General features: G+C 73.5%; 21 protein-coding genes. 12 read left to right on the forward strand and 9 right to left on the reverse strand.

Annotation, left to right across the window (positions count from 1 at the left end; genetic code table 11):
- Positions 1–477 precede the first annotated feature (477 nt).
- Positions 478–1,491, forward strand: coding sequence for an NUDIX domain-containing protein (locus IF09_RS0114455; protein ID WP_051832445.1), 1,014 nt, complete (start codon positions 478–480; stop codon positions 1,489–1,491).
- A gap of 42 nt (positions 1,492–1,533) precedes the next feature.
- Positions 1,534–2,160, forward strand: coding sequence for a hypothetical protein (locus IF09_RS0114460; RefSeq protein WP_158709967.1), 627 nt, complete (start codon positions 1,534–1,536; stop codon positions 2,158–2,160).
- A 205-nt stretch (positions 2,161–2,365) separates the two neighbouring features.
- On the opposite strand, the gene IF09_RS46955 is transcribed toward IF09_RS0114460, so the two are convergent.
- Positions 2,366–2,719: a hypothetical protein gene (locus IF09_RS46955; RefSeq protein WP_234320994.1), complete on the reverse strand. Its 354-nt coding sequence runs from the start codon at positions 2,717–2,719 to the stop codon at positions 2,366–2,368.
- 177 nt (positions 2,720–2,896) lie between these two features.
- On the opposite strand from IF09_RS46955, the gene IF09_RS0114470 reads away from it, so the two are divergent.
- The 4 genes from IF09_RS0114470 to IF09_RS0114485 all read left to right on the forward strand — a co-directional run bounded on the left by IF09_RS0114470 (position 2,897) and on the right by IF09_RS0114485 (position 6,126).
- Positions 2,897–3,427 carry an SRPBCC family protein gene (locus IF09_RS0114470; RefSeq protein ID WP_037634850.1) on the forward strand — a complete coding sequence of 177 codons (531 nt, stop codon included), beginning with the start codon at positions 2,897–2,899 and terminating at the stop codon, positions 3,425–3,427.
- 146 nt (positions 3,428–3,573) lie between these two features.
- Positions 3,574–4,308, forward strand: coding sequence for an SDR family oxidoreductase (locus IF09_RS0114475; protein WP_030295637.1), 735 nt, complete (start codon positions 3,574–3,576; stop codon positions 4,306–4,308).
- 144 nt (positions 4,309–4,452) lie between these two features.
- Positions 4,453–4,980 carry a hypothetical protein gene (locus tag IF09_RS0114480; protein ID WP_199920439.1) on the forward strand — a complete coding sequence of 176 codons (528 nt, stop codon included), beginning with the start codon at positions 4,453–4,455 and terminating at the stop codon, positions 4,978–4,980.
- 183 nt (positions 4,981–5,163) lie between these two features.
- The gene (locus tag IF09_RS0114485) at positions 5,164–6,126 is read left to right on the forward strand and encodes a class I SAM-dependent methyltransferase (RefSeq protein ID WP_030295641.1); all 963 of its coding nucleotides are present in this window, start codon (positions 5,164–5,166) and stop codon (positions 6,124–6,126) included.
- 75 nt (positions 6,127–6,201) lie between these two features.
- Here the strand turns inward: IF09_RS0114485 and IF09_RS0114490 are convergent, their stop codons facing one another.
- On the reverse strand, positions 6,202–7,701 hold the full coding sequence (locus tag IF09_RS0114490) for a DEAD/DEAH box helicase (protein WP_078613249.1): 1,500 nt from the start codon (positions 7,699–7,701) through the stop codon (positions 6,202–6,204).
- Between the two features lie 82 nt (positions 7,702–7,783).
- On the opposite strand from IF09_RS0114490, the gene IF09_RS0114495 reads away from it, so the two are divergent.
- Together IF09_RS0114495 and IF09_RS0114500 are read left to right on the forward strand one after the other, a co-directional pair.
- Entirely contained in the window at positions 7,784–8,158 is a 375-nt protein-coding gene (locus IF09_RS0114495; RefSeq protein ID WP_037634852.1) for a hypothetical protein, read from the forward strand.
- A gap of 111 nt (positions 8,159–8,269) precedes the next feature.
- On the forward strand, positions 8,270–8,476 hold the full coding sequence (locus IF09_RS0114500) for a cold-shock protein (RefSeq protein ID WP_030295647.1): 207 nt from the start codon (positions 8,270–8,272) through the stop codon (positions 8,474–8,476).
- An 88-nt stretch (positions 8,477–8,564) separates the two neighbouring features.
- On the opposite strand, the gene IF09_RS0114505 is transcribed toward IF09_RS0114500, so the two are convergent.
- Entirely contained in the window at positions 8,565–9,164 is a 600-nt protein-coding gene (locus IF09_RS0114505; RefSeq protein WP_030295649.1) for a TetR/AcrR family transcriptional regulator, read from the reverse strand.
- Positions 9,165–9,178: 14 nt separating this feature from the next.
- Positions 9,179–9,532 (reverse strand): DUF1304 domain-containing protein, encoded by a 354-nt coding sequence (locus IF09_RS0114510; protein ID WP_030295651.1) that lies wholly within the window; start codon positions 9,530–9,532, stop codon positions 9,179–9,181.
- Between the two features lie 110 nt (positions 9,533–9,642).
- Here IF09_RS0114510 and IF09_RS0114515 point away from each other — a divergent pair, with 110 nt between their 5' ends.
- The gene (locus IF09_RS0114515; RefSeq protein ID WP_158709968.1) at positions 9,643–10,641 is read left to right on the forward strand and encodes a BtrH N-terminal domain-containing protein; all 999 of its coding nucleotides are present in this window, start codon (positions 9,643–9,645) and stop codon (positions 10,639–10,641) included.
- 46 nt (positions 10,642–10,687) lie between these two features.
- Here IF09_RS0114515 and IF09_RS0114520 read toward each other — a convergent pair whose 3' ends face one another.
- From IF09_RS0114520 to IF09_RS0114530, 3 genes are all read right to left on the reverse strand, one after another.
- Positions 10,688–10,891 carry a ferredoxin gene (locus IF09_RS0114520; protein WP_030295656.1) on the reverse strand — a complete coding sequence of 68 codons (204 nt, stop codon included), beginning with the start codon at positions 10,889–10,891 and terminating at the stop codon, positions 10,688–10,690.
- A 4-nt stretch (positions 10,892–10,895) separates the two neighbouring features.
- Positions 10,896–12,083 (reverse strand): cytochrome P450, encoded by a 1,188-nt coding sequence (locus IF09_RS0114525; RefSeq protein WP_030295657.1) that lies wholly within the window; start codon positions 12,081–12,083, stop codon positions 10,896–10,898.
- Positions 12,084–12,219: 136 nt separating this feature from the next.
- A complete protein-coding gene (locus IF09_RS0114530; RefSeq protein WP_030295658.1) occupies positions 12,220–12,558 on the reverse strand; it encodes a thioredoxin family protein in 339 nt (112 codons plus the stop codon).
- A gap of 431 nt (positions 12,559–12,989) precedes the next feature.
- Between IF09_RS0114530 and IF09_RS0114535 the strand changes: the two genes are divergently transcribed.
- A complete protein-coding gene (locus IF09_RS0114535; RefSeq protein ID WP_030295659.1) occupies positions 12,990–13,259 on the forward strand; it encodes a hypothetical protein in 270 nt (89 codons plus the stop codon).
- A 28-nt stretch (positions 13,260–13,287) separates the two neighbouring features.
- Here the strand turns inward: IF09_RS0114535 and IF09_RS0114540 are convergent, their stop codons facing one another.
- A complete protein-coding gene (locus IF09_RS0114540; protein ID WP_030295661.1) occupies positions 13,288–13,662 on the reverse strand; it encodes a membrane protein in 375 nt (124 codons plus the stop codon).
- Positions 13,663–13,836: 174 nt separating this feature from the next.
- Between IF09_RS0114540 and IF09_RS0114545 the strand changes: the two genes are divergently transcribed.
- Together IF09_RS0114545 and IF09_RS0114550 are read left to right on the forward strand one after the other, a co-directional pair.
- Positions 13,837–14,196 (forward strand): YciI family protein, encoded by a 360-nt coding sequence (locus IF09_RS0114545; protein ID WP_030295663.1) that lies wholly within the window; start codon positions 13,837–13,839, stop codon positions 14,194–14,196.
- A 79-nt stretch (positions 14,197–14,275) separates the two neighbouring features.
- On the forward strand, positions 14,276–15,496 hold the full coding sequence (locus IF09_RS0114550) for an RNA polymerase sigma factor (RefSeq protein ID WP_030295664.1): 1,221 nt from the start codon (positions 14,276–14,278) through the stop codon (positions 15,494–15,496).
- Positions 15,497–15,515: 19 nt separating this feature from the next.
- On the opposite strand, the gene IF09_RS0114555 is transcribed toward IF09_RS0114550, so the two are convergent.
- A complete protein-coding gene (locus tag IF09_RS0114555; protein WP_030295666.1) occupies positions 15,516–17,051 on the reverse strand; it encodes a condensation domain-containing protein in 1,536 nt (511 codons plus the stop codon).
- Between the last annotated feature and the right edge of the window lie 32 nt (positions 17,052–17,083).

Genomic DNA, 17,083 nt, shown 5'->3' on the forward strand with positions numbered 1-17,083 from the left:
GCCCTCCCAGCCGGCGAGGGCGGTGAGGTCGGGGCCGCGCCGCGCCCCGAGGCCTCGAACCGCACACCGGGCCGAGTGGGAACGAGAGCAGCGGGCCGGCGGCCACGGAGACGCCGGCGACGGTCGTGAGCGCCGGGGCGGACAGCCGGGTGAAGGGCTCGGCGGCGAGGAACTGGACCGCGAAGAAGGCCCGGATGACCAGGATCCCCGGCCACGGCGCGGCCAGCAGCAGGCCCGGCCGACGGCGGGCCCGCGCCTGTCCCCCCTCGGCCTCGGTCCGTTGAGGTGGTCGGACCGGCGGTTTTCAGGCCGCCAGTCCGCGACGCGAACGTACCAACGAGGGCGTAACAAGGTAATAAAGAGGTATAGGGGTGGCAAAACAGCGGTCAGTGGCCGGGGTGGCGCGAGCGGCGTAACCCGCAGGCCGTGCGGCCTGTTGCACAGGGAGAGGGTCCATCCACGGTGAACGGAGTTCCGATGCCGCAGCTGACCGACGAGGCCGTGACCGACGAGGACGGCGGCGGGCCGGGCACGTGGATGACCCCGCAGGAGTACGGGGCTTCGCGCGCCGCGCTCTGGACGGGCGCCGTCGTCCTGGTCACCGACACCGACGGCCGGGTCCTCGTCCAGAGCGTCGACTACCGCGCCGACCGCATGCTGCCCGGCGGCGCGGTGGACGCGGGCGAGGCCCCGTCGGCCGCCGCGGCCCGTGAGATGCGGGAGGAACTCGGCGTCGACGGCAGCTACCCGGACGGCCTCGCCGTGGACTGGATCCCGGCGGACACCCCCGGCTTCCCGCCCGAGATGCGCTTCCCGGGGGAGGTCCTGTACGTGTACGACGGCGGCACCTGGACCCCCGACCGGATCGATGCGATCCGCCTCCCGGCCCAGGAGATCACCGGCGTCCACTTCGCCGAACCCGCCGACCTGCCCGCCCTGATGGACCCGGGCGACGCCCGCCGCGCCCTGTCGGCGCTGCGCGCCCGCATCAACGGCGGCGGCACGGCCCTGCTCGAGGACGGCCGCCCCGTCGCGCCGACCGCGCTGGACCGGCTCGGGGTCCTGCGCACCCGCCGCACCCCGCACCACGGCACCTGGCACCCCGGCCCGGTGCCCGCGGCGCTGCCCGTACGGGAGCCCTCGGCCTGGCTGTTCGCCCCCGACGGCCGGGTCCTGCTCCTGATCTGCCGCACCACCGGCGCCGTACGCCTCCCGCCCCCGACGGCGGGCTGCACCCCGCTCGGCTACCGCTACGCCGACGAGGCCGCCCATCCCCGTACCGCGGGCCGCCTCGGCTCCCTGCCCCCGGCCGCGGACCCGGCGTACGCGCGCCTGCTGGCCACCCCCGAGCAGGTCCGCGAACTCGCCGACTGGGGCCCGGCCGGCCACGCCGAACTCGCCGCGGTCCACACGGCCCGCGCCGACCTCTCCCTCCCGCACCCACCCCGCACCCCCCTCACGGAACTCCCCGAACAGGGCACCCGCTGGTAACGCCACCGGGCCCTGTCGGTGGTGCCCCGTAGCGTGACCGGCATGGGATTCACCAGCGCCTGGTCGATCAGCAGCCACCCCGACTCCGTCATCGCGGAGCTCGCGACACGCCTCGCGCCGGCCCTCGAAGCCGACCGCACGAACCCGGCGGCCCGCCACCGCTGGGAGGCCTGGCGGCGCGCCCCGCTGCCGGACCACCGCAGCTGGTACGCCGACCGGGCACACGGTGAGGCCCTTGACTCGTTCCGGAAGCTGACCCGCCCCGGCGAGCACGTCGACGACGTCTGCAACGGCGTCACCGACTCCGAGTTCCATGTCATGCAGGACCTCTGGGAGCCCGAACCGGATCCGGCGGACCTGTTCGTCTCCGTGCAGCGCAAGGACTACGCCGTCGCCGCCCTGTTCCATGCCATCGGCCCGGACCGGGCCGCACTGCTGCCCGGCTGGTGCGGCAACGTGCTCCTCACCGCGGGCGAGGTGCGCCGGACGCTGCCGGGCGTGGAGCAGGCGCTGACCTTCACCTCCGGGGAACGGGCCCGCGTCGCCGACCGGGACCGGCTGGACTACGGCGCCCGCGAAGAGCACGTCACCGACGGCCCCCTGCGCGTCTGGCGGTCCGCCGCCGCTGCGGGGCGCGGGCTCTGCGCGGTCGCGCTGCATGTCCACTGACCGGCCCCACGGGGCATCACGGGCTCAGGGGTAGGTCCATGCGGCGTCGGTGAATCGATGGCGGCGGTTCATCGCGATGGCCCGGGTGTTCGCCGGATGGTGGACGGTGCGGATCGTCGTGACCCGCTGGAGCGGGCGAAGCCTACGCCGAGCACCCTCATGGCGAGCGAGACCCCCTGCCGGCGGTGGGTCTCCCGCACACCCGTCATCTCGCCGAACACGTGCCCTCGGCCCGCCAGTCGGAGATCGCGGACAGGCCGATCCACCGGCCGCCGCCGTCGAGCGCGATGACGACCCCGTGCGGATCGTAGGACGCCGCCGTCCTGATCCGGCGCTCCAGGTACTCCTCGTACGTGTGGAAGGGGCCCAGGCCCGGGAGGTCCGCCGCGCACTCCTTGTTCGGCTCGTACAGCGCGCGACGGTGCTCCGCGCTGTCGCGCAGGGTGGCCATCGTGCTGAAGCGGGCGCCGGCCCGGCGGCAGCGTTCGGCGTCCGCCGGGAAGCGGGCTCCGTCGAAGGCGGCCACATCGAGTTCGAGCCTGACCCACGGGCCGGTCACGTCGACTCCTGGTCGGTCGGCCCTCGGACCCCGTCCCGAGGGCGGGAGCGCGGTACGGCGCATCGTACGATCCGGACCGCGCCCGGCCTGCCCCGGGCCGGCGGCGGCACAGCGGGCGCCCCCGCCGCGACCTGGGAAATCCGGGGTCCGCGGGTTCCGGTCCCGCAGCATGGGGGGATGAGCGACAGCGCGATCACCTACACCCTGTACGTCCAGGCCGATCCCGACCGGGTCTGGCAGGCCCTCACCGAGCCCGCCTTCACCCGGCGGTACTGGGGGCTGAGCTTCGAGACCGACTGGGCGGTGGGATCGAGGATGGACTGGGTGGAGCGCGGGGCCCGGACCAGCGATCCCGAGCAGGTGGTCCTCGACTGCGTCCCGAACCGCCGGCTCGCCTACACCTGGCACACCTTCACCCCGCAGTGGGCGGCCTCGGTCGGGATCGCCGAGGAGCTGCGGGCCGAGCTGGCGCAGGAACGGCGTACGAAGGTGACGTACGAGATCGAACCCGTCGGGGACACGCTCGCGCGGCTGACCATCGTTCACGAGGGCTTCGAACCCGGCGGCACCCTGATCGGCATGTGCAGCCGCGCCTGGCCGATGCTCGCCTCGAGCCTCAAGACCCTGCTGGAGACCGGGGCTCCGCTGCCCGAGGCCGGGCACGCCACGGACCAGGGGCGGGGCGGGTACGAGGTCCACGGGGGCTGAGTCCGGACGAACCGGCGGGGCGGGGTCCGGAGCCCGGCCCGGCCCGGCCGCCCCGGCGTGTCCGCGCCCAAGCCCCCGCCCCGCCCGAACAGCCATAGGTCGCGCCTGAGATCATGTGTAACGACCACGGAACCAGGAGCGCCGTCATGACCCTCGAACACCACCGCGTCGTCATCACCGCCGCCGGACGGGACTTCGGGCGCACCCTGGCCCTCCGGTTCGCCGCCCGCGGCGCCGAGGTCCACCTCTCCGCGCGCACCCTCGAAGCCGCCGAACGCGTCCGCGAGGAGATCCTCGCCCAGGGCCACGCCGCCGATCGCGTCCACGCCTTCGCGTGCGACCTCACGGACCCGGCCTCCGTACGGGAGTTCGCCGCCGCGGTGGCCGCCCGTACCGGCCGCGTCGACGTACTCGTGAACAACGGCGCCCGCTACCAGCACGGCACGGACCTGCTGTCCGCATCCGACGCGGACGTGGTCGACACCGTCGCCTCGGGCGCCACCGGCACCGTCCTCGCCACCAAGGCCTTCCTCCCGCTCCTGCTGAACTCGGACAAGCCCGACATCGTGACGATGATCTCCGGCTGCGGGGAAACCGGACACCACCGCTCCGACGCGCACGACGCGTTCTACGCCGCCAAGTCCGCCCAGGCCGGTTTCACCGAGATCCTCTCGCGCCGGCTGCGCGACCAGGGCGTCCGCGTCATCTCCCTCTACCCGCCGGACTTCGACAACCACGACCCGCTGTCCCCGGAATGGGACAACGCCCCGCGCACGGCGAAGGACCCGCTCGCCGCCCAGTCGCTGGTGGACTGCATCTTCTTCGCCATCGGCCAGCCCCGCGACTGCTTCATCAAGTCGTTCCACTTCGAGCAGGTCTGACGGGGACGGGCCGCACCCTCGCCTCGGCCGGGAGCAGGCCCGCGCCGCCCGGCTTCACGCGAGCCGCGGGAGGAGCAGGCTCCCGGCGCAGGCTGAGGCACCCTGCGCACCGGTCGTCCACGGCGGTCGTGTGGAATGGGCGGCATGGGGAGAAGCGAGAACCAGATACGCGAGGGGGACGGCCCGGCACACCGCGCCGAGAGCACGACCACCACCGCGCCCGACCACTGGCGCTACGCCCGCCACCTCGACGCCCTGGCCACCGCTGCCCGTACGACGGTCGGGGCCGAGGCGGACGCCGTTGCCGCCGTGCTGCGCGACCGCGACCCGGTGATGGCCGAGAGTGCGGTGGTCACGCACCTCGACCGCCGCGCCGCCCACCTGCTGACCGACGCAGGTTTCCCCGGCTGGGCCCGGGCCATGGACACCGCGATCGGCCCCCGCGCCTTCCCGGCCCGCCGGCTGCGCGAGTGGACCCTGCTCAAGGCGATCACCGACGGCGAGCCGTGGTCGCCGGCCGAGCTCACCGCGGCCTCCGACTGGTGCCAGCGCACCGCCGCTCAGTCGCTGCCCTCGTACGAGGCCCTCGACCTGCTCGCCGCCACGGCCCGCACCCGCCGCGTGCGCAACACCGCCGCCCAGCGCCTGCACCGCCGCGACATCGCGGACTGAGGCCATGCCTCCGGGGCAGCTGGAAAGAAAGGTGCAATCGGGAGCAAGATGGGAAAACGGCGCCGGCGGTTCCCCCCGCTCCGCACCGAACGCTCGTCACACGGCTGTTCGGGGGTTTATGGTCTGCCTACCTGGCCGGGTATCAGCGTTGATCCGATGCCGTTCCACTGGAGGCTGCTCTCCGTGTCGCACGTTTCCCAAGCTCCCGTCACCACCCCCGACGGCGAGCCGGCTCCGCCCGCTCCGACCGCGTACAGCCAGGTCAAGGGCTGGTTCTCGGACTATGACCAGGTGCTTTTCGACTGGTTCCTGACGCGCCAGAACGGCGAAGAGGCTGCTGGTCAGACAGGCCGGCGGGGCGATCTTCTCGAGCTCGGCGCGTTCATGGGGAAGAGCGCGATCTTCCTCGGGGGGTATCTGCGGGAGGGAGAGGAGTTCACCGTCTGTGACCTCTTCGACTCGCCCGCGCCGGACGACTCCAACCTCGCGGAGATGCAGGACTCGTACCCCACGCTCACCCGCCGCGGGTTCGAGACGAACTACCTGGCCTTCCACGAGGCCCTGCCCACGGTCATCCAGGCACCCACCTTCGTGGTCGCCGACCGGGTGCGCGCGGCGAGCTGCCGCTTCATCCACATCGACGCCTCGCACCTCTACGAGCACGTCGTCCAGGACATCGCGTCCTCGCGCGTGGTGGCGGCTCCGGGCGCCGTGGTCGTCTTCGACGACTACCGCTCCGAGCACTGCCCCGGCGTCGCCGCCGCCGTATGGGCCGCGGTGGCCACCGGCGAGCTGCACCTGATCGCCGTGTCCGCGTCGAAGCTGTACGCGACCTGGGACGACCCGGAGCCCTACCGGTCGGCGCTGCTCAGCTGGCTGGAGGGCCGTACGGACCTTTGGCACGGCGTGGACGTCGTCGCCGGCCAGTCCCTGGTCCGCATCGGTGACGAAGGGGCCGTCCCGCCGGCGCCCCCCGCGCCGCTGCATCCGGCGCCCGAGCCCGTCGCGGCGCCCGTGCCGCCGCCCGTGCACCAGTCCGGCCCCCGCCCGCGTGCGGGCACCGCGTGGCGCAGGCTGGCCAAGGACCTGCTCCCGCCGGTGATCACCCGCGCGATCGTGTCCTGGCGGCGGCGCCGCCGCGGCTGACCCGGGTCGCGCCACCCCCGTTCGCACGTACGGTGCCGGTCCCCGTGTCCGGGGGCCGGCACCGTACGTCGGGTCTCAGCCGCCCTTGCGGACGCGGGCAGCGCGGCGCGCCTCGGCCAGCTTGCGGGCCTCCGAGGTCTTGCGGGACTCCTTGCCCGCCCCCGGCCGGCCCGGACGCGTGCCGATGCCGCGGAAGCCGAGGTCCGAGCCCGAGGGCCGGCCCTTCGCGTCGGTCGGCTCGGCGCCCGCCAGCGGCACCCCGGACGGAGGCCTGGCCCCGGTGATCCGGCTCAGCGCGGCCTCGCCGGAGCGGACCTGGGTGGTGGTCGGCCGGATCCGGGCGTCGGACATCAGGCGGACCATGTCACGGCGCTGGTTCGGGGTGACCAGGGTGACGACCTTGCCGGACTCGCCCGCGCGGGCGGTGCGGCCGCCCCGGTGCAGGTAGTCCTTGTGGTCGGCCGGCGGGTCCACGTTCACGACGAGGTCGAGGTCGTCGATGTGGATGCCGCGCGCGGCGACGTTCGTCGCGACGAGGACCGTGACGGCCCCGGTCTTGAACTGGGCGAGCGTCCGCGTGCGCTGCGGCTGCGACTTGCCGCTGTGCAGCCCTTCCGCCCGTACGCCCATGGCCCGCAGGTGCTTCACGAACTGGTCCACGCCGTGCTTGGTGTCCAGGAACATCAGCACCCGGCCCTCGCGCGCCGCGATCTCGGTGGCCGTCGAGTACTTGTCGGCGGAGTGGATGTGCAGCACGTGGTGGTCCATGGTGCTCACCGAAGCCGCCGACGGGTCGACGGAGTGGGAGACCGGGTCCTTCAGGTAGCTCCGTACGAGCTGGTCCACATTGCGGTCCAGCGTCGCGGAGAACAGCATCCGCTGCCCGGCGTGGTGCACCTGGTCCAGGATCTCGGTGACCTGCGGCATGAAGCCCATGTCGCACATCTGGTCGGCCTCGTCGAGGACCGTGATCTTCACCCGCTCCAGGTGGACGTCACGCCGCCCGACCAGGTCGCTCAGGCGCCCGGGGGTGGCCACCACGACCTCGGCGCCGGTGCGCAGCGCGCTCACCTGCTTGCCGATCGACAGCCCGCCGACCACCGTGGCCATCCGCAGGTCCAGGGCCTGCGCGTACGGCGTCAGCGCCTCGGTCACCTGCTGCGCCAGCTCGCGCGTCGGTACGAGGACCAGCGCCAGCGGACGCTTCGGGTCGGCCTTGCGGCCCGCGGTACGGGCCAGCAGGGCCAGGCCGAAGGCCAGGGTCTTGCCGGAGCCGGTCCGCCCGCGGCCGAGGATGTCCCGGCCGGCCAGGGAGTTGGGGAGCGTGGCCGCCTGGATGGGGAAGGGCTCCGTCACCCCCAGGTCGGTCATCGTCTTCACCAGCTCACGGGGCAGGGCGAGCTCGGAGAACGCCTCCACCGGCGGCAGCGCCGGCTCGACCGTCTTCGGCATCGCGAACTCGCCCTGCAGGGGGGCGGTCCGGGGGGTCTTGCCGCCGGACTTCGCACCGCCCTTGGGGCCTGCCTTGGCTCCGGTCTTGATGCCGAAACGCCCGTGAGCTGACGGGTTCCTCATGCAGAACCTTCCGTGAGACGTGAAAAGAGAAATTTTACCATCGGGGCCGCTGCGCCACGGGACCGAGCTTGAGACGTCGACATTGGGCCACACGGTCGCCGGCTGGGCCGGCCCTGCCCTGGGCCTGCTGGGCTGCACCGGAGCCGGGGTCGCCGTGTGTGCGGCCTGGTTCCCCGGCATCTGGCTCGGCCTCGGCCTCGGCCTCGGCCTCGTCGCCGCGGCCGGTGTCGTCACCTGGGTCCTGCACCTCGCCGGCTGGGGCAAGCCCAGCGGCGCGCGCCCCCGAGCCGAGCGGGACTGGCGCACCCGGGCCACCGTCGCGCGGACCGGGCGTGCGCAGTGCCTGGGCTGCAGGGTCGGCGGACCCGGGCGTGCCGCGCCGGCGCGGCACGCCCGGGGCTGCGGCCCGCCGAGCTGTCGCCCGCAGTGGACGGCGGGGGGTGAACGAAAGTTCTAACTGCCCCCGGTCGGCCGCGCCTACGGTGTGGCGTGCGGGACGGTTGGGCAGGATGGAGTCGGCTGCACCTCACGTGCGGTCCGCGTGGAACGTTGAGAAGGATCCGTACTGATGGCAACAGGCATCGTGAAGTGGTTCAACTCGGAGAAGGGGTTCGGCTTCATCCAGCAGGACGACGGCGGCCCCGACGTGTTCGTGCACTTCTCCGCCATTCAGGGCACCGGCTTCAAGGAGCTGCAGGAGAACGAGAAGGTCGAGTACGACGTCACTCAGGGCCCCAAGGGCCCGCAGGCGGAAAACGTGGTCCCGCTTCGGTGACGCCACTTCACGAGCCCAGCCCGTGACATGAGCCCCGCCGGCCGGTCCGGCGGGGCTCATGGCTGTCATGGGGCGGGCGCGGAGGCGGTCACGGGCCGGGCGGCCGGGAGTCCGCGCGGTGCAGGGCCAGCAGCAGCTGCCAGACGTGGTCCGCCAGCTCCGCCGGGGAGCCCGGCACGCTGCCGTGCAGCCAGTCGGCGAGGATCCCGGTGAAGGCCGCGGCGACCGCCGAGGCCACCAGGTCGGCGTGCGGGGCGCCCACCGCCGCGCGCTCGGCTCGGGCGCGGGCACGCAGCTCCCGGTGGAGCCGCTCGCCGAGCGGGCCGCCACCGCCCGGCAGGAGCAGCGTGCGGTACAGGGCCCCGTGCGCGGCGGCGTCGGCGAGGAATCCGGCCAGCGCGGCCGGGGGCCGGACCGGGGCGCGCGCCCCGGGCTCCGTCTGCCAGGCGTGCAGGGCGTCGACCGCCGCGTGCACCACATCGGCGCAGGCGTCGACGGCCAGCGCCGGGAGGTCCTCGTAGTGCAGGTAGAACGTGGCGCGGCCGACCCCGGCCCGGCGGACCACCGCCGAGACGCTGACCTCCCCGAGCGGCCGGTCCGCGCACTCGGCGAGCAGGCTCTCGCGCAGCCGGGCCTTGGTGCGGGCGGTCCGCGGGTCCTCGGGGCCCGCGCGGTCCTCGGGGCTCATGGTGTCCTCGGGGCTCACGCGGCCAGCAGCGCCGCGCCCAGGGCGAGGGCGCCGGGCAGGGCCTGGGCGATCAGGATGCGGCGATTGGCGGTCGCGGCCCCGTACACCCCGGCGACGATCACGCAGACGAGGAAGAAGACCTGCGTGGCGAGCGAGTCGATGACCAGCGACCAGACCAGGCCGGCGGCCAGGAAGCCGTTGTAGAGGCCCTGGTTGGCGGCGAGCGGCGCGGTGCGGCGGGCGAGGTCCTCGTCGAAGCCGGACAGGGCCCGGCCGGGCGGCCGCTGCCACAGGAACATCTCCAGGACCAGGAAGTACACGTGCAGCGCGGCGACTGCACCGATGAGGACCTGAGCGACCGTGTGCACGGCCACCTCCGTTTCGCGGGCGGTTGGGTCGGACAGGCGCCGACTTCCTGGACAACTGTACAGGAAGTCGGGTGCGTCATCACCCGAACGGGCGCGGCTACGCTGACCGCATGACCCCCCTCGTCCATTCGGACTTCGGCACCGGCCGCCATCGCGAGGCCTCGCTCATCCGCCACGCCCTCGGGAGCGTTCACGACGAGGTGCTGGTCGCCGGCCTCGCGGGCGGGATCGGCTTCATGTACTTCGTCTTCGAGTACGCGGGCCACCCGCCGATGCCGACGATCGTCGCCCAGGCCCACCCGCAGCCCTGGGTGCAGACCGCTCTGGGCCGGCTGCACGTCCCGTACGAGGCCACGCGCAGCGCCAAACCCCGCTGGGGGCGGATGTGCGCCGCCCTCGACGACGGGCGTCCGGTGTTCTGCACGGTCGACCGGTCGCGGCTGCCCTGGCACGAGGGGGTTCCTGAGATGGCCGGCGCGGATCCGTACACCGTGGTCGTCGCGGGCTACGAGGGCCCGGAGGGCGAGACCCTGTACGTCGAGGACGGGGCCGATGTCCCGTACCGGATCGCCCGGGAGGAGTTCGGCGCCGCCTGGACGGGGCACCGCAAGGGCCACCACCAGATGGTGGTGCCCACCGGTCCTGCCGCCGGCGAGCCGGATCTCGACGAGGCCGTCGCCACCACCGCCGCCCGGCTCACCGGGCCGGTGCTCGGCAACCAGTTCGACGTCAACTTCGGCTTCTCGGGCATGGCGAAGTTCGCAGCGCAGCTGCGGGATACGAGTACCAAGACGGGCTGGGAGCGGCGGTTCGGCACCCCGGAGGCGTTCCGGGTGGGCACCGGGCGGCTGTACGCCTGCCTCGAGGAGGAGTGGACCGCCCCCGGCGCCACCCGGCCGCTGTACGCCGACTTCCTCGATCTCGCCGGGCGGCCGGAGGCGGCCTCGCTCCTGCGGGAGTCCGCCCGGCACTGGTCGGAGCTGGCGGCCATGGCCCGTACGGCCGACCCGGACTCCGGTGCCGCCGCGCGGCGGGCCCTCTTCGACGCGTGCGCCGAACGCGTGGACCGCTCGCTGGACCTGGAGCGCCGGGCCGTCGCCCTGCTCTGAGCCGTACGGGCCCCGGGAAGGGGGCGCTCTGCTCCGCTCGCGCCGGCTACTCCTCCTGGATCCGGATGGCGGCCACCGGGCAGGCGCGCGCTGCCTCGCGGAGCAGCGGGCTGCCGTTGCCGTCCTCCCGGCCCGGGAGCAGCTGGCTGAAGCCGTCGTCGTCCTGGGTGAACACGTCCGGCGCGGTCAGGGCGCACTGCCCGGCGCCGATGCAGACGGCCGTGTCGATGTCGATGCGCTGTGGCGACATGCCCTCACCATGCCACGGGGAGTTCGACCATGCCCTGGATGGTGTCGCCCGGCCGGAACGGGATCCGGTCCGGCTCGGCCGCCAGCCGGAGCCCCGGCAGCCGTGCGAACAGCGTTCCCAGGGCGATCTCCATCTCGGCCCGGGCCAGGTTCTGCCCGAGGCACTGGTGGACGCCGAAGCCGAACCCGACGTGGTGCCGGACGGAGCGGTGCCAGTCCAGGGTGTCGGGCTCCTCGAACACCGCCGCGTCCCGGTTGATGACGGAGGTGGAGAAGATCACCCCGTCGTCCGCGCGGACCGTCACCCCGCCGATCTCGATGTCCTCCGTCGCCACCCGCAGCATCCCGTCCGCGATGGACAGGAAGCGCATCAGCTCCTCCACGGCCACCGAGATCAGCGAGGGATCGGCGCGCAGTTCGGCCAGCTGCTCGGGATGCCGCAGCAGGGTGAACGTACCGAGCGAGATCATGTTCGCCGTGGTCTCGTGCCCCGCGATCAGCAGGATCGCGGCCAGCGAGACCAGCTCGTCGATGTCGGTCTCACCGGTCTCCAGGCGCCGCTCGACGAGCTCGTCCAGCAGCCCGTCGCCCCGGTGCGTCCGCTTGCGCTCGATCAGATCGGCCAGGTACCCGTTGATGCGGGACCGCGCGTCCTCCACGTCGGCGAGCTCCGGCCCGCGCAGCAGCCGCCGGGACTGCGCCTCGAAGAACTCGTGGTCCTCGTACGGGACTCCGAGCAGGGCGCAGATCACCATCGACGGCACGGGCAGGGCGAAGGCGCTGACCAGCTCGGCCTCCGGCCCCCTGGCGATCATGTCGTCGATCAGCCGGTCCACGGTCTGCCGGATCGCGGGACGCAGGGCCGCCGTCCGCTTCAGGGTGAAGCTCGGGATGAGCATCCGGCGCTGGGCGTTGTGCACGGGGTCGTCCACGCCGAGCAGGGCCGTGCGGCGGTTCTGCAGCCCCTTGAACCGCTTCGTGGGGGTGGGGAAGGCCTCGTTCTGCCGGTCGGCCGAGAGCCGGCCGTCGGAGAGCAGGGCGCGCGCCTCGGCGTGCCCGGTGACCACCCAGACCGAACGGCCGTCGAAGAGGGTGACCCGGGAGAGCGGCCGGCCCTCGCGGAGGGGCTGGTAGGCGGCCGGCGGGTGGTAGGGGCAGGTTCGGTCCTGAGGGAAGGCAACGGTCTCTGACATGCAGCACCTCGTAGGCATGGTTCCGTGTGTCCGTCTCACCGGAACCCATTACATGCCCTAGGCACCTATCTGACCTATGCCAGTTTCGGCCAGACAGCCCACTTCGGCCCGCCCGGCCGGGTGACCGCCGAGCCGCTCAGAGGTGGGCGTCCAGGAACTCCCGCAGCTCCGCACGGCTCATCGCCCCGGCCCGGCTCGCCACGGCCTCGCCGTCCTTGACGAGGACGACGGTCGGCGCGCCGGCCACGCCGAACCGCCTCGTCGGCTCGGGGCAGCGGGTCATGTCGGTGCGGACGGCCGTGAGCCGCGTGCCGTACTCCTCGGCCGCCTCGGCCACGAGCGCGTCCATCGCCCGGCAGGCCTCCAGGGCCTTGGGCCAGGTCCCGATGAAGTAGGCGAGTACCGGCCCCCCGGTCATGCCGAGGATGAAGTCGAACTCCTGGTTCTCCAGCGGCTGGTGTACCCGACGTGCCATGGGTGGTGCTCCTGCTTCGTGTGCCGAGTGCTGCATGGGCGGCTCCCATCATCGCTGCCGGGCCCGCGTGGCCGAATTTCCGCCCGGGATGGGTGTTTCACCCAGGGGGCTAGGGAGTGTCGGCGGCGGCACGGCCTTCGTCCTCGGCGCCGGTCCGGCCGTACGCGGGACGCGGGCCTGCTCTCATGGCCTGGCAGGCCGGCCTCCGTCCGGGCTTCGTCCCCGTCCGGCAGCGGCCGGCCCCGGGGGCGACGCCCTCGCGCGCCACACCGAACACGAGGCGTCCGCCCTCTTCGCCGTACCGGGCGGGCCGCGCCCGGGGGAGTACGTCGGGCAGCGCTCGCCCGGAGGCTGAAGCCGGACGGCTCCCCGGCGGGCCGGCTTCCGCCGACCCGGGCTCGTTGTCAGTGGTGCCTGTGAAGCTGGGCGGTATGGACGACAGGATGCTCCGGCGCCGGGTCTACGGCGCCGACCACGACGACCCCGACCCCGGCCCGCGCCCGGGCCGTGTCTACGGCGAACTCGTGGGCGGCCCCCTGGACGGGCTCCTCCTGGACATCACGGGCTGGAGCCCGCCCCAACTCGCCGAGGAGGCCCGGCTCCCCACCGAGATAGGCCGCTACGGAGCCGGCGGCCGCGCCCACTACCGCCGCCGCGCGGCCGACCCGGACCACTGGGACTGGTCGGGCGACAGCCGGTGACCCCGGCCCGCGATCCGGTGGCGGGGCGTCAGCCGGCCGCGCCCCTGCTGACGTTCCGGGCCCACAGGACCAGCGGGAGCTGCAGCGGCAGCCGGGCGATCGTCATGGCCTGCACGGCGGGGGAGCGGCGGCGGGCGTCGACGGCCATCTTCACGTTCGCGGGGAACACCCCGACGAAGAACGCTGCCGCGGCCAGCGCCGCGACCCGGCGGGTGCGCGGATGGGCGACACCGGCGGCGAGCGCCAGCTCGGCCGCGCCGCTCGCGTACGTCCACTGCCGGGCCGTGCCGGGCAGGGCGCTCGGGACGATCGCGTCGAACTGCTTCGGCGCGATCGCGTGCGCGACGCCCGCGGTCGCCAGCAGGCCGGCGAGCAGGACGGGAGAAGAAGGGGTGCGCGGCATCGGAAGGTCCTCTCGGAGGGGCCGGAGCCCGCGATCCTACTCGCGGGTAGCGCTTTTCGGACCGGAAGATTCTTTCTGAAGAATTCTCCGGGGAGCTGTCGATCCGGGCGCCTCCCGTTCGACGAAACAGTGAGAGGCGGGGAAAGCCCCCGCCCGCCCGACCGAGGAGTCACCGTGCCGCGCTTCCTTTCCATGATCCGTATCGACGAGCAGGCCCTTCCCGCCGACACCGAGTTCCCGCCTGAGTTCGGGCAGCGGATGGGCGCACTGATGGAGGAGATCACCAAGGCCGGCGTGATGCTGGACACCGCCGGCCTGCTCCCGACCTCCGAGGGGACCCGGGTGACCTGGTCCGGCGGCAGGCTGAGCTACACCGACGGGCCCTTCACCGAGACCAAGGAGGTCGTCGGCGGCTACGCCATCCTCCAGGCCAAGGACAAGGCCGAGGCGCTGGAGTGGACCAAGCGGTTCCTCGAGATCCACCCCGAGGAGTGGACGGTCGGCGCCGAGCTGCGTCAGATCGACGAGGGCTGACCGCACGCGGCGGCGCCGCGCGCCGCGCCGCGTTTGCCCTGCCCCGTCACGGCTGCTCTGATGGGTGGCCGTGACGGCAGTGAGTGCGACCCAGGCGGTCGAAGCGGTGTTCCGGATCGAGTCGGCGCGGATCATCGCCGGCGTCGCGCGCATCGTGTGCGACCTCGGCATCGCCGAGGAGATCGCCCAGGACGCGCTGGTCGCCGCCCTGGAACAGTGGCCGGAGTCGGGTGTGCCGGACAAGCCGGGCGCCTGGCTCACGGCCACCGCCAGACACCGCGCGATCGACCTCGTCCGCCGCAAGGAGACCTACGCGCGCAAGCTCGCCGAGGTCGACCGGTCCCTGGAGGACGTGCCGCCGCCCGCCGAGCCGGCGGCCCCCGACGACATCGACGACGACCTGCTGCGGCTGATCTTCACCGCCTGCCATCCCGTCCTGGCCACCGAGGCCCGGATCGCGCTCACCCTGCGCCTGATGGGCGGACTGACCACCCAGGAGATCGCCCGCGCCTTCCTCGCCTCGGAGCCGGCCGTGGCCCAGCGCATCGTCCGGGCGAAGCGGGCGCTCGCCAAGGCGGACGTCCCCTTCGAGGTCCCCTACGGAGCCGACCGCGAGGAGCGGCTCGCCTCGGTCCTGGAGGTCATCTACCTCATCTTCAACGAGGGCTACTCGGCGACCGCCGGCGACGACCTCGTCCGCCCCGCCCTGTGCGAGGACGCCCTCCGGCTGGCCCGGGTACTGGCCGGCCTGATGCCCGAGGAGCCCGAGGTGCACGGGCTGGCGGCCCTGCTGGAGTTCCAGGCCTCCCGGATCTCCGCCCGCACCGGCCCCGACGGCGAGCCCGTGCTGCTCGCCGACCAGAACCGGGCCAAGTGGAACCGGATGCTGATCCGCCGCGGCGCCCTGGCGATGCAGCACGCGGGGAGCGGCCCGTACTCCGTCCAGGCCGCGATCGCCGGGTGCCACGCGGAGGCCGTCCGCTACGAGGACACGGACTGGGCGACGATCGCCACCCTCTACGGGCGGCTCGTCGAGCTGGTCCCTTCGCCGGTCGTGGAACTCAACCGGGCGGTCGCCGTCTCGATGGCCGAGGGCCCGGAAGCCGCGCTCCCGCTGGTCGACGCCTTGGCCGCGGAACCGGCCCTGCGCACCTACCACCTGCTGCCGAGCGTACGGGGCGACCTGCTGGAGCGGCTGGGCCGCCGGGAGGAAGCCCGGGCGGAGTTCGAACGCGCCGCCTCGCTCACGCGCAACGCACGGGAACAGGCGCTGCTGCTGGGGCGTGCCGCCCGCGTGTGAACACGGGCGGCCGGCTTCCTCAGGGGTGGCGGGCGTACGGGGCAGCGTCGAGCGGGGTGCCGACGGCGCGGCGCGGCGACGTCAGCGCGATCGGGCGGCGGAACGCGCCGTGCCGGGCGATCTCCCGTACCGTCCCGCGCAGCGACTCCTGGAAGTCTTCCATGGTGCGGCGCGCGGCGGCGGTGTCCACGTAGAGCGAGTTCATGTGCAGCCCGTCCGCGTCCCGCTGGAACCAGGAGCAGGCGCCGTTGGCGCGCGCCGACCACACGTGCGAGGTCGGCCGCCAGTCCTCGTGCCGGTCGGCGCCGGGACACTTGCGGGCGTCGATGTAGGAGAAGAAGTTCACCGGGTACGGCCAGGAGCGGGCCGCGAACTCGGTGGGCGCCAGCAGCTGCCAGGCCCGGACGAACGGCACGTCGATGTGCTCCATCATGGCGCCGAACCCGGCCCTGACCGCCGCGATGACCTGGGCGAAGTCCCGGCCGGGCGAGGCGTCGAACTCGATGGGCAGGGTGTTAACGAACCAGCCCACGGAGTTCGCCCAGCCGCCCCGGCCGCGCTCGCTGAGCGGCATGAAGCCCCGGTACACGCCCGGGCCGCCGGCCTCGCGCAGACAGACCGCGACGGCGGCGAGGACCCCCATGAACGGCTTGCCGTCGACCGCCCGGCAGGCCTTCTCGAACACCTCGGCCTCGGCGGCGTCCAGCAGCGTCGAGGCCTCGTTGACGATCGGGTACATCCGGTCCGGCTCCACGCCGAGCTCGAGCGGGAACCGGGGGAAGAACTCGCCGCCGCTGCGGGCCATGAACGACTTCCAGTAGCCGAGGCGTTCGTCGTCGGCGTCGATGGAGAGGTAGCGGCGGCGCTGCTCCTCGGCGAAGTCGAGGTAGCTCGGTGCGGGCGGCACACCGATGTCCTCGCCGCGCAGCAGCGCCTCGTACGCGTTCTGCACCTCGTGGACGACGATCGGCATCGACAGGCCGTCGCAGACGATGTGGTCGAAGGCCAGGTAGACGGTCGCGGAGTCCTCGCGCAGGACGGCGCCCATGGTGAAAAGCGGCCAGGAGAGGGTGTCGATGCTGCGCGTGAACCGCTCGACGAGGAAGCCCAGCAGCTCGTCGGCAGAGTCGAAGTCGGCCACGGGGGCGGTGTCGAGGGCGAGTTCGCCGACGTCGATCGGCTCGCACGCCAACTCGCCCGCGAGCCGCCGGAACTCGCAGCGCAGCACCTCGTGCCGGCGTACGAAGGCCAGCAGTGCCCGGGTCAACGCCTGCTCGTCGAGGGCCCCCGCGACCTCGAACGTGACGGCGACCCAGGACGCGACGGGGTCGTCGGCGCCGCGGCTCTCCTCGGCGACGGTGAAGTGCTTGTCCTGGTTGAACGAAGCCCTCCTGCCCCCCGCATCGCCCGCTGCATCGCCCCCCGCATCGCCCGCTGCATCGCCCGGCGCATCGCCCGCGCCGCCGTCCGCCGCCGCCCCGGCCGTGGACCGCAACCGCCACTCGACGACCCGTCCCGGTTCCATGTGGTGCATCTCCAGAGGAAACTGCCGCATTCCGTCATCCCTTCGCCCCCAGAGTCAACCCC

This window comes from Streptomyces katrae, from assembly GCF_000717655.1.
Lineage (GTDB): Bacteria > Actinomycetota > Actinomycetes > Streptomycetales > Streptomycetaceae > Streptomyces > Streptomyces katrae_B.